The sequence below is a fragment of the Variovorax ureilyticus genome, assembly GCF_037889935.1.
Lineage (GTDB): Bacteria > Pseudomonadota > Gammaproteobacteria > Burkholderiales > Burkholderiaceae_C > Variovorax > Variovorax ureilyticus.
Genome location: NZ_JBBKZU010000006.1, coordinates 417452 through 429622, shown reverse-complemented (window position 1 = coordinate 429622; position 12171 = coordinate 417452). Strand labels below are relative to the sequence as shown.

The window sequence follows — 12171 nt, the reverse complement described above, 5'->3', positions numbered from 1 at the left end:
GGGTTCAGTTCGCGGGTTGGATGGCGGCAGGGGATTCTGCCGTGTCGACGCCGTGCGTTCCGGCTTCGCGCAGCGGCTCGTCCTCGGGCGAATGGGTGCCGTTGAGCACCGCATGCGCGCGCTCGCGGTCGATGTCGCCTTCCCATGCCGCGATCGCGACGGTGGCCACGCAGTTGCCGATCAGGTTGCCGAGGGCGCGGGCAATGCCCATGAACCAGTCGACCGAGAGCACCAGCACCAGGCCGATCGCGGGAATCGCAGGAATGGCGTGCAGCGTGGCGGCGAGCACCACGATCGCCGAGCCCGGCACCCCGTGCGCGCCCTTGGACGTGACCAGCGCGATCGCGAGAATGGTCAGCAGGTCGGTCATCGAGACCGGCGTGTTGGTCGCCTGGGCGATGAAGACCGCGGCCAGCGTGATGTAGATCGAGAACGCGTCGAGGTTGAACGAATAGCCGGTCGGAATCACGAGGCCGACCGTCGAATCGCGGATGCCCATGTGGCGCAGCTTGCCCATGATCTGCGGCAGCACGCTGTCCGACGAGGTGGTCGCGAAGACGATGGTCAGTTCCTCGCGCAGGTAGCGCAGCAGCTTGAACAGGCTGAATCCCGACAGGCGCATGACGATGCCGAGGATGACGAACACGAAGATGAGCACGGCCACGTAGAACAGTCCGACCAGCGCGCCGAGCTGCTTGAGCGAGCCGATGCCGTACTGGCCGACGGTGAACGCGATCGCGCCCAGCACGCCGAGCGGCGCGAGCTTGATGATGATGCCCATGATCTTGAACATCACGAGCGCCGTGGCATCCACCACCGCCGCGACGGGCTTGCCGCGATCGCCCAGCAGCGTCAGCGCGCAGCCGAAGAGCACCGCGAAGAGCAGCACCTGCAGCACGTCACCGGTCGCGAAGGCGTTGATCACCGTGGTCGGGATCAGCTTCATGAGGAAGTCGACCGTGCCGCCGCTGGTGAGCTTGTCGGCGTTCGACGCGTAGGCGCTCATGGCATTGGCGTCGAGTTTCGACGGATCGACGTTCATGCCCACGCCGGGCTCGAACACGAAGGCGAGCAGCAGGCCCAGCCCGAGCGCGACAGTGGTCAGCACCTCGAAATAGATCAGCGCCTTGACGCCGACCCGGCCCACGCGCTTCAGGTCGCCGGCGCCGGCGATGCCGTGCACCACGACGCAGAACACGAGCACCGGGATGATCATCTTGATCAGCTTGATGAACCCGTCGCCCAGCGGCTTGAGCTTGACGGCGAACTCGGGGAAGAAGAGGCCGGCGATCACACCGAGCACGAGTGCGATGACGACCTGACCGAAGAGGGATTTGGCGAATCGGGGCATGGTGGCTCTCCGTATGTGGGGGTTGCATGCAAGACATTCGCTTTCTTGCATACAAGCAATGTAGGCAAGATTTCTGAAATTTCTGTGCGGGTAATCCCGAAAGACCACGATCATTCGACTGGCGGTGTTCCAGAGGGCGTTCGGCACCGGGCTGTAATATGGCGCCCGTTCGAGACACGCCCGCAACCGGGCGAGAGGCTGAAAATTCTGATGAGCGACACGCACCCTGATGCTGATGCGGACTCGACCGTGCTCGGCCGGCGGTATGTCGCCCTGCTGTTTGCCGACCTGTCCCAGTCGACCGAACTGGCGGGTGCCTTGGAGGCCGAGCACTATGCGCAGCTTCTGGCGGCGCTTCGCCGGGCCTACCAGGACATCATTCCCGCGCACGGCGGCCTCGTCGTGCGGGTGCAGGGCGACGGCGTGCTTGCGATGTTCGGCTACCCGGCCACGCGCGAGGACGACGGCCGCCGCGCTGTCGAAGCCGCCCTTCAGCTGCACGAGCGCGTGCGCGACATGCACCTGGAACTCGCCGGCGTCCCGCCACTCGCCCTGCACACCGGCATTCATTCGGGACTGGTGCTCCTCGGCGTCGGGGACATCGAGCGAGGCCGCTTCGAATTGCTCGGGCCGGTGCCCAACGTGGCGGCACGCCTGTCGACGGCGGCCAGCGCCAACGAGATCCTCGTGAGCGAGGAGAGCCTCGGGCCGGCCCACCGCTTCTTCAGCACCGGACCGGCCAGGTCGCTGGAGATCAAGGGCCAGGCGGCACCGATGACGGTCTATGCCGTCCACGGCCGTGCCGGGCTGGCCGAGCACCTGGACAACCTGGAACGCTACCGATACGCGCCGTTCGTCGGGCGCCGGGCGGAAAGCGAACTCCTCGAAACGCGCCTGGCCGAAGCCATCGCCGGACGGAGCCATTGCCTGGCCGTGGCCGCACCGGCGGGGATGGGCAAGACGCGGCTCATCGAAAGGGTGCTGGCCAACGCCGCGGCGCAGGGCTGCCGCGTGGTGCGCGGCTACTGCGAAAGCGATCTGGGCGCCGAACCCCTGCAGCCCTTCGTCCAGATCGTCGAGTCGCTTTCCAGGGAGATGCCTGAGAAGGCCGCCGACGGGATGTGCGGGCTGTTCGCGCAACTGGCGCAGCAGACGCCGCTGGTGGTCTTCATCGACGACTGGCAGTGGGCCGACGAGTTGTCCAAGCAGGTGCTTGCGGCGCTGCGCAGGCTCCGCGACTGCCGCCTGTTGATCGTGCTGGCGACACGCGATGCGAAGGCGGATGGGGTCTTTCCGGTCGCGAACGAAACCATCGCCCTGGCGCCGCTCGGCGACGCGGAGGCCGCGCAGGCCATCTCGGCACGTCTGCCCGCCGTGGACCCCTTCGTCGCTGCGGAGATCGCACGCCGCGCGGGCGGCAATCCGCTGTACGTCGAGGAGCTGTGCCATTCGACGGCCCGCGGCGACACCGCCGCCGTCGGACGTCCGCGGGGCAACGCCGGATGGTTGAGCCACCTGGTGGAGTCGCGCGTGCAGCACCTGCCGCCGGCACAGACCGAACTGGTGCGGATGGCGGCGGTGATCGGCAACGTCATCCCGGTGTGGCTGTTCGAGACGATCACCTGCACGGACACGGACAGCGATCTGGTGCGCGGCCTCGCGGAGCAGGACTTCATCTTCCCGGGCGAACTCGCCGGCACCTTGCGCTTCAAGCACGGCGTGGCGCGCGACATCATCTACGAGTCGGTCGGGCTGCATGAAAGGCAGCAGCTGCACCTTCGCATCGCGCAGGCCATCCAGCGGCACAGCGCCGCGGCGGACCACGACGAGGCGCTGGAGGCGCTGGCCTATCACTTCGGCGCCGGCGGCGATGGCGCCAGCGCCGCGCGCTACGCCGAATTGGCCGGGGACAAGGCGCTCAAGGCCTCCGCCCTGGACCGGGCGCGCGCGCAATATCGAGCGGCGCTGGCCGCCCTCGACAAGCTGCCCGACTCATCGGAAGCCGCGCAGCGCTGGGTGTCGATCGTGCAGCGCCTGGGCATGGTGTGCGTGTTCGATCCCTCGCGCAGCGAGCTGGCCCTTTCCACGCGCGCCGTCCACCTGGCCGAACAGTTCGCCGATGCGGCCTCGATCGCACGGGCGCGCTACTGGCACAGCTATATCAGCTATTCGCTCGGCGATGCACGCTCGGCCATCGTGCATGGCGAACGCGCGCTGGCCGAGGCCGAAGCCATCGGCGACGAGCCGCTGGCGATCCAGATCGTGGCGACGCTGGGCGAGTCGCATGTGCTCGCCGCGCACTACGAGGCCGGCCTGCAACTCCTGGATCGCGCGATCGAGGTCAAGCGCCGGCACCGCAGCGGCCGGCGTACCAATGTCGGGCTGGTCTACTCGCTGGTGTGCCGCGCCTATGTGCTCGGCGATCGCGGACGCTTCGAGCAGGCGCACGAATGCTTCGACGATGCGCTGGACTGCATCGTCGACGAGACGCACGAGATCGCCGCCACCCTGCATGGCTGGCGCAGTGCCGTGTTGTTGTGGCAGGGCCGTTGGCACGAGGCGCGCGAGACAGCCGTCATGTCCGGCCGCATCGCCGAGGCGACGAGAAGTCTTTCGCAGCTTTCGATTGCGCAGGCCATCGCGGGCTATGCGCAGTGGAAGATCGAGCGCGCGCCGCATGCCATCCAGGCGATCGTCGAGGCGACCGACTGGATCGCGCCGCGCGAAAGCGGGCTCTTCCGCTCCTTCAATCACGGCTGGCTGGCCGAGGGCTTCATGGCCATGGGGCGCCGCGAGGAGGCCCGGCATCACGCCGCGCTGGCGCTCCGGCGCGTGCGCGAGCGCGACCTCATCGGCGTTGCGATGGCCTACCGGGCACTCGCGCGGGATGCCACCGCGCGCCGGCCCGGGGCCGCCGGCCGCTACATCGAGCAGGCACTGCGCGTGGCACGCGAGCGCGACTCGGCGCACGAGATCGCCGTGACCCGGCTGTGCGCCGCCGAGATCGCGATCGACCAGGGCCGCGCCGAACAGGCGATGGCGCTCATCGACGAAGCCGCCGCCGCGTTCGACACGATGCGCATGGCGTGGCACCTGGACGAGGCTAGGCGGCTGCGGTCGCTTGCGGTGGCCGTGGCTGCGTAAGCATCAGCAGCACCGGCGAGCCGGTCGGCCTCAGGGTGCCGGCTTCGAAGAGCCCCGCGATCAGCCCGAGCATCACGCCGACGCCCATGCCGTAGCCGGGGCAGGCGTGCTCGGTCGCCACCGGGCTCGCCGGATCGCGGCTGCCGCCGAACATCATCTCGTCCGGCGCGGCCGCATCGGTCAATGCCGAGGCGATGCCGAGCACGATGCGCTGGTCTTCGCCGGGCTCGCCGTCCCTGGCGCCCACCACCTGGCCATTCACGACCGGGCAGCGCCAGAGTTGCTCCGGGACGGGGCGCTTGCGCATGGTGTTCATCACGCCGCCGCGCAGCGCCTGCCGGGCGCGTTCGTACGGGTCCGTCACCGTCGGCTTCAGGTCCGCGAGGCGCTGCTGGTATTCCCACAGCGACTTCTCGCGCGTCCACGTCTCCATGGTGCGCAGGTAGTTGCCGTAGACGGTCGGAGGGAAACCGAGCAGCACGCCCGAGATGCTGTTGGCGATCACCTCCTGCCGTTTCTCGGGCCTGATCGCCTCGACTGCCTGCAAGCCGTCCACGATCGCTTCGGCCAGCTTGCCCAGGGGCTTCTTGTGATGAAGCAACTGCTTGACCGCGTCGAGCACCGCCTTGCCCTGCACCTTTCCGGTCTCCACCGTCTCGCGCCGCGGATGCGGGTTGAAGATGAAGTGCGACGCGGAGAAGAAATTGCCCGGGCAGCGCGGCGGCTGCGGATTTCCTGGCTCGCGCCCGCCCACCTCCATGAGATTCCCCGGCTTGCCTTGCGCCGCCGTGGGCTCGGGCAGCCCGATCCACTGCGTGCAAAGCGCGGCCAGGACCTTTTCGGCCAATGTGACGAGGTCGACCGGCGCGCGTTGCGAGCCGTCCGGATTGGGGACGGCGAATTTCATGATCTCTTTCAAGACCTTGTCGACGATGGCGAAGGTCAGCCCGAAAGCCTCCTTTTCCGTGATCGCCTCGATGGCGCTGTTGATCACCGGCGCCTGCACCGCGTGGCCGGTGTTCGCGTCCATGCCGAGGTGGTTGTGGCCGAGCGAGGCGGCCATGCGCTGGCCGTAGCCCTGAACGGAATACTTCCCGCCCTTGTCCTGCAGGATGCGCAGCACGTCCGCCTGCCGGCCGACGAGAAGGCCGTAGGGGCGGGCGTCCTTGTACCCACCTTGCCGGCGCACCTGCTGCCAGGTGTTCGCCGACACGGACCTTTCGGGGTCCGGGTCTTCCAGGCGCTGCCGCCAGTGATCGAGGGAACTGGCGGGCGGCCAGCCCGGCGGCAAGCCGGCCGCGGTACTCGCCGGCGTCTGACGGCGCAGCGCGGCGATATTGCGCAGCGCGTCCATCGAGGGCACGAACAGGTACAGGCCCCATTGAAGGGTGGCGAAAGGCTTGTCGCCGAGGTCGACGCGCAGGACCTCGTTTGGCGAGCCGCTTTCCAGGCAGCGGAAGGTGCGGCGGTCGCCGGGCCTGGGAACGGCCAGGAACGGGTCGGCCTGCGCCGAGGACACGCCGGAGCTGTTGCCGCCGGCGATCCAGCGCTGGATCACCTCGAACTGCTCGGAGATGCTCGCGCAATAGGCCATGAACACGATGCCGCGGTCGGCGGCCGGTGCGGCATTCGGGCTGGCTTTCGGGTCCGCCTTCGGGTCGAGGCGCTCGCCATAGGACATCCCCGCACGCACGATGCGCGGCATCGGCTCGCGCCGGTCGCGGGGATTGGCGCGGCGAACATGGGCGTGGAAGGGACATTGCCGGCCTTCGGCGTCCTCGTCGTAGTCGAAGTCGTTTCCACTGGCAGGACTGGCAGGACTGACGAGCGGCGTGCCGTCCTGGCGTCGGCCCATCATCTTTTCGAGAATGGCCTGCTTCCTCTTCGCTTTCGCATCCTCGCCGCCCAGGTCCTTGTCCTGCAGGTGCGAGTCCAGCGCGGCGTGCAGGTGGTCCAGGTGCTGGCGCAGCTTTCTCACGACGAGGAAGGTGCCGTTCTGCAGGAGCGCGGGCGGCGCGGATGTCGCGTCGGGCTTGTCGCCGAAGCTGTTGTCGCGGCCCAGGAACAGATCCCCGGGGAGAACCGTATCGCGCTGCAGCGGGGTCGGCTCGACCTTCTGGAGGCCCGGTTGGCTGAATCCGTCGAGAAAGCCGAAGTGCTCGCGCCCGGTCGACCCCTCGCGCCAGCTGCGCGTGGGCTGCACCGCCACCACCTGCATGCCCGCCGATGCCGGGGTCAGCAGCGAGATGGCGCCCGCCAGTTGCGGATGCAGCGCCGCGGAGGCGCACTCCGGCCTGTCGTCGGTGAGCCGCATCATGAAAGCGACGTGCACGGCCTGGAGGTCGACGCGGCTGTTCGGGTCGGCCTTCAGGTTTTCGTCGCAGCGCTCGGGTCGGGGCCAGAAATCGGGATGGTTGACGCGCACGTCGCCCAGCAGGCCGGCGCGCGACTCCATGCCGTCCATGAATTCCCGCGGCAGCGGATCGAGCTGCTCGGCGGAGAACCCGAGGGCACGCAGTCCGGCATAGGTGAAGGCGATGTTGCGGCGGATGCCGTCGGCGTCCTGGGTTCCGTGACCGCTGATGGGGGCCACTTTCAGCCAGGCCGCGGCCTTGTCCGGGTCCCTCACGCGCAGCAGGACCAGGCAGCCGTGGGTGGCGCTGCCGCGGTCTCCCACGATGCCGGCCTGCACGACACCGGCCGGCGTGAACGAATCGTCCGGGGGCGCGGCGTCGCGGGCCTCTTTGTCGCTCCCGCGGAACCATGCGAGTTCGTCCTTCGCCCCCGCTTCGATGGCGAACGAGAGCGGAGGGCGGATCTTCGGGAGGATCGCCTTGAAGTCCTTGAGCACTTCCTGCGTGAAGCGCAGCAGGATCCGGCGTTCGGTCGTGCTCGTGAAAAGCGGCGAAAGGCGATACAGGCCTTTGAGTGCCCGAAGCGAAGTGAAGGCCGCGGCCTCCGGGCGCGCTTCCGCCTGCACCCGGCCATCGCGGATCTGCACGAGCGTGGGCTTCACGCCATGGCCGGCGATGAGCCGGTCGGCCTTCGCCGGATCGGCGGTCTCGCGCTGGATGCGCTCGATCTGCTCCAGGTAGGGCTGGTCACTCGACGTCACCGACGAGTCGGCGTAGAAGAGTCCTGCCATCTGCTCGTTCTCGCGCACCCACCGGCAGTAGGCGTCGTAGCTCGATGTCTGCGAGCCCGGGTAGCCGTCGCAGTGGCAGAAGAGGGCGTCCAGCAGGAAGCCGATGTCCCGGTAGATGACCCGCATGTACGGCTCCCAGCCGCCGTCGAAGGTCACGTTGAGCGCGAGCCGGTAGCGCCCCGGCGTGCCGTCGGCGGCGATGGCGCTCTCCGGCGGGACCACCGTGTACCGGAAGTTGCGCAGGATGCCGAAGCGGCCGAGCGCGTCCGGAAATTGCGGGTCGACCAGCGTGGCCTCCTTCAGGTTCTGGCGCGCCTCGTTCAGCGCGTCGAGCAGTCGATGGAGACGGTCGACGTACGTCATCGTCTCCAGGCCCTCGATGAAGCCGGTCTTCACCGGCGCAAGCACGGCAAGATTGGTCAGCCCTCCGAGCTCGCCGCCCGTGACTTTCGTTCGCATGGGGTTCTCCTCGCTTCTTGTGGGTGTGGAGCCATCGGCCGTGGCCCATCGGCCAGACTAGAGCATGGGCCAGGCGGGCGCATCCGTCATGTTGGGGACAACACGCCCTGCCCACGGCCGAGCCCGCCCCGGGCGCGATCGCGCCTTCGCCGCTAGACTCCACGCCGTGTGCGCCGCCGGCGCGCATCCAACCGCTGTTCGCAGAAGGCAGATGCCCATGGCCCCGTCCCGGTCTGGTCCCCTGTTGGAAGACGCGAAAGACGCTCCGCGTGCCGGGAGCGCCTCGCGCGAGCCATTCGACGGCAAGCTGCTGGTCACGCTGCTGAACGGTATCCAGAAGGGCATGGCGGCGCGGATGGACTTCCAGGCGATCGTCGACATGGTGGGCGACAGGCTGCGTGAGCTGTTCGATTCCGGCGACCTCAACATCGTCTGGTGGGACGACAAGACGAACCTCGTGCAGGTGCTCTATCGCTACGAGCACAACAAGCCGCTTCCCCTGCCGCCGGCCCGGCCGCTGAAGCCCGACGGGTTCCTGACGGGCATCCTGCACCGCCGCGAGACCGCGGTCGCCAACACCCGCGAGGACCAGACGCGCGTCGGCGTCGGCCCCGCGCCGGGCACCGACTGGGCGCACTCGATCGTGGCCGTGCCGATCATCGGCAGCGACCGGGCGCTGGGCATCATCGCCCTGCAGAACCACGAGCGCGAATACGCCTTCGGCGCGGACGAGATCCGCCTGCTGGAGACCGTGGCCGGCAGCCTCGGGCTGGCGCTGGAAAACGCCCGCCTGCTCGACGAGACCCGGCGCCAGGGCCGCGAGATGCAAGAAGCGCTGGCACACCAGACGGCGGCGGCCGAGGTGCTGCGGGTCATCGGCAGCTCGGTGGCCGATCCCGGCCCGGTGTTCGACAAGATCCTCGAATGCTGCGAGCGCCTGTTCGAAGGCAGTTCCTTCGCGCTGATGATGCTCGACGCCGACGGCAACCTCGCGTTGACCCGCTGGCTGGTGACCGCCGCCGGCAGGGCTGCGATCGGCGAGGAGCGCACGGCAAAGCTCATCGCCTCGATGCAGGCCAACTACCCGAGGCCGGTCGCCGGCACTTCCGCCGAGATCTGCTTCCGCACGGGCGAGCTCGTGGAGTTCGCGGACGTCCTGAAGGATCCCGGCGCGCCGCAGGTGCTGCGCCGCAATGCAGAACTGGCGGGCACCAGTTTCGCGAACATCGCGGCGCCGCTCGTGTGGGAGGGCCGGGGCGTCGGCATCCTGAGCATGCAGCGCACCGAGACGGGCCCGTTCCGGTCGAGCGAGCGGGCGCTGCTCAAGACCTTCGCCGACCAGGCGGTCATCGCGATCCAGAACGCGCGCCTGTTCAACGAGACCCAGGCGGCGCTGCACAAGGTCGAAGAGCGCACCGCCGAGCTGACCGAATCGCTCGAATACCAGACGGCGGTCAGCGACGTGCTGCGCGCGATCAGCGAGTCGCCCACCGATGCGATGCCGGTGTTCGAGGCCATCCTCGACTGCACCATGTGGCTCTTCGAGGGGCCGGCATCCGCGATCTTCACCTTCGATGGGCGGCTGGTGCATCTCGCCGCCACGCGCAACTGGTCGCCCAAGGCGCTGGAGGTGGCCGCCACCGTGTGGCCCGCGCCGCCCGATCCCCACCAGATGAACGGCCGGGTGATCCTGGAGCGCCGGTCGCTCAGCAACGACGACGCCTGGGCCGATCCCGACTACGACCCGGCCCTCGCCGACGTCGAGGTGCGGCGGCGGATCATCGCTGCGCCGCTGCTCAAGGACGGCGTGCCGGTCGGCGCCATCACCACCGCCTGGCCGCAGCCGGGCAAGTCGCCGCAGCGGCAGATCGACCTGCTCGATCTGTTCGCCGAGCAGGCGGTGATCGCGATCGAGAACGCGCGGCTGGCCAACGAAACCCGCGAGACGCTGGAGCGCCAGACCGCGACGGCCGAGGTGCTGCAGGTGATCAGCGAATCGATGGAGAACGCGCAGCCGGTGTTCGACAAGATCCTCGAAAGCTGCCAGCGCCTCTTCGCGGGCACCCAGCTGGGCATCTCGCTGGCGGGCAGCGACGGCCAGATGCATCTGGCGGCGCACAGCGGCTCGGCCCGGGCCGAACTGGAGCGCTACTACCCCCGGCCCATCGACCACTCGCCGATGGGCGAGGCCATGGCCGGCCCCGAGGTGCTTCACCTGCCGGATGCGCTCGCGGAGCCGCAGCTCCCGGCCTTCATGCGCGAGGTGGCCGAGCGGATCGGCAACTACGCGGTCATGCTCGCGCCGCTGATCTGGGAAGGGCAATACATCGGCTCGATCCACGTCGCGCGGCAGCCGCCGGGTCCATTCGAGGACAAGGAGATCAAGCTCCTGGAGACCTTTGCCGACCAGGCGGTGATCGCGATCCAGAACGCGCGCCTCTTCAACGAGGCCAAGGAGGCACGCGCGGCGGCCGAAGCCACCAACGAGGCGAAGAGCGCCTTCCTCGCCACCATGAGCCACGAGATCCGCACGCCGATGAACGCGGTCATCGGCATGAGCGGCCTGCTGCTGGACACGCCCTTGAATGCCGAGCAGCAGGACTACGTCTCGACGATCCGCGAATCGGGCGATGCGCTCCTGACCATCATCAACGACATCCTCGACTACTCGAAGATCGAGGCCGGCCGGATGGATGTCGAGTCGCATCCCTTCGACCTGCGCGACTGCGTGGAATCGGCGCTCGACCTCGTGAGCGCGCGCGCGACGGAAAAGAAGCTCGACATCGCCTATGTCTTCGAGGGCGACGTGCCCGTGGGCGTGTCCGGCGACCTCACGCGGCTGCGGCAGGTGCTGCTCAACCTGCTGAGCAATTCGGTGAAGTTCACCGAGCGTGGCGAGGTGGTGCTCACCGTCACTTCGGAACCCCTCGCCAACGGCGAGGTGCGGCTGACCTTCGCGGTGCGCGACACCGGCATCGGCTTGTCGGAGCAAGGCAAGAGCCGGCTGTTCCAGTCGTTCTCCCAGGCCGATTCGAGCACCACGCGCAAGTACGGCGGCACCGGGCTGGGGCTCGCGATCAGCAAGCGGCTGGCGGAGCTCATGGGCGGCACCATGTGGGTCGAGAGCGCCGGGCCGGGCACCGGCTCGACCTTCTTCTTCACCATCGAGGCACCGGTGGCCGAGGCGCCGCCGAGCAAGCGGTCCGTCTCGCCCGGCGTGCAGCACGAGCTGCAGGACAAGCGCGTGCTGATCGTGGATGACAACGCCACCAACCGCCGCGTGCTGTCGCTCCAGACCGGCCGCTGGGGCATGCAGCCGCGCGACACCGAATCGCCGGCCGAGGCGCTGCGCTGGCTCGATGCCGGCGAGCGCTACGACCTCGCGATCCTGGACATGCACATGCCCGAGATGGATGGCGTCGATCTTGCGCAGCGCATCCGGGCCCACCACGTGGCGTTGCCGCTGGTGCTGTTCAGTTCGCTGGGCCGCCGCGAGGCGGGCGACACGGGCGCGCTCTTCAACGCCTACCTCTCGAAGCCGATCCATCAGTCGCAGCTCTTCGACACGCTGGTGAGCCTGCTCGCGCACGAGGCGCCGGCGCGCCCGCCGGTCTCCAGCGCCGCGCCCCGGCCGCAGATCGATGCGTCGATGGGCGAGCGCCATCCCCTGCGCATCCTGCTGGCGGAAGACAACGTGGTGAACCAGAAGCTTGCGCTGCGCCTGCTGCAGCAGATGGGGTATCGCGCCGACCTGGCTTCCAACGGCATCGAGGCGGTCGAATCGGTGCAGCGGCAGGTCTACGACGTGGTGCTCATGGACGTGCAGATGCCCGAGCTCGACGGCCTCGATGCCACGCGGCGGATCTGCGCGCTGCTCGGCCCCGGCCAGCGGCCGCACATCATCGCGATGACCGCCAACGCGATGCAGGGCGACCAGGAGGCCTGCCTGGCCGCCGGCATGGACGACTACGTCACCAAGCCGATCCGGGTGGAGCGGCTGATCGAGGCGCTGGGCAACGTGCCCGCGCGCAAGGACCGCTGATCTCCACCGCCCGTGCGATCCCACCTAAAA

Annotated in this window: 4 protein-coding genes; 2 read left to right on the top strand and 2 right to left on the bottom strand. The window is 68.7% G+C overall.

Annotated features, from left to right (window positions below; translation table 11 throughout):
* Window positions 1–4 precede the first annotated feature (4 nt).
* Window positions 5–1351 (bottom strand): C4-dicarboxylate transporter DctA, encoded by a 1347-nt coding sequence (locus tag WKW77_RS16685; protein WP_340357966.1) that lies wholly within the window; start codon window positions 1349–1351, stop codon window positions 5–7.
* Window positions 1352–1561: 210 nt separating this feature from the next.
* Here WKW77_RS16685 and WKW77_RS16680 point away from each other — a divergent pair, with 210 nt between their 5' ends.
* Window positions 1562–4495, top strand: coding sequence for an ATP-binding protein (locus tag WKW77_RS16680; RefSeq protein WP_340357965.1), 2934 nt, complete (start codon window positions 1562–1564; stop codon window positions 4493–4495).
* On the opposite strand, the gene WKW77_RS16675 is transcribed toward WKW77_RS16680, so the two are convergent.
* The gene (locus tag WKW77_RS16675; RefSeq protein ID WP_340357964.1) at window positions 4455–8099 is read right to left on the bottom strand and encodes a Dyp-type peroxidase; all 3645 of its coding nucleotides are present in this window, start codon (window positions 8097–8099) and stop codon (window positions 4455–4457) included. The genes WKW77_RS16680 and WKW77_RS16675 overlap by 41 nt on opposite strands.
* 244 nt (window positions 8100–8343) lie before the next feature.
* On the opposite strand from WKW77_RS16675, the gene WKW77_RS16670 reads away from it, so the two are divergent.
* A complete protein-coding gene (locus WKW77_RS16670; RefSeq protein ID WP_340357963.1) occupies window positions 8344–12141 on the top strand; it encodes a GAF domain-containing protein in 3798 nt (1265 codons plus the stop codon).
* Window positions 12142–12171 lie beyond the last annotated feature (30 nt).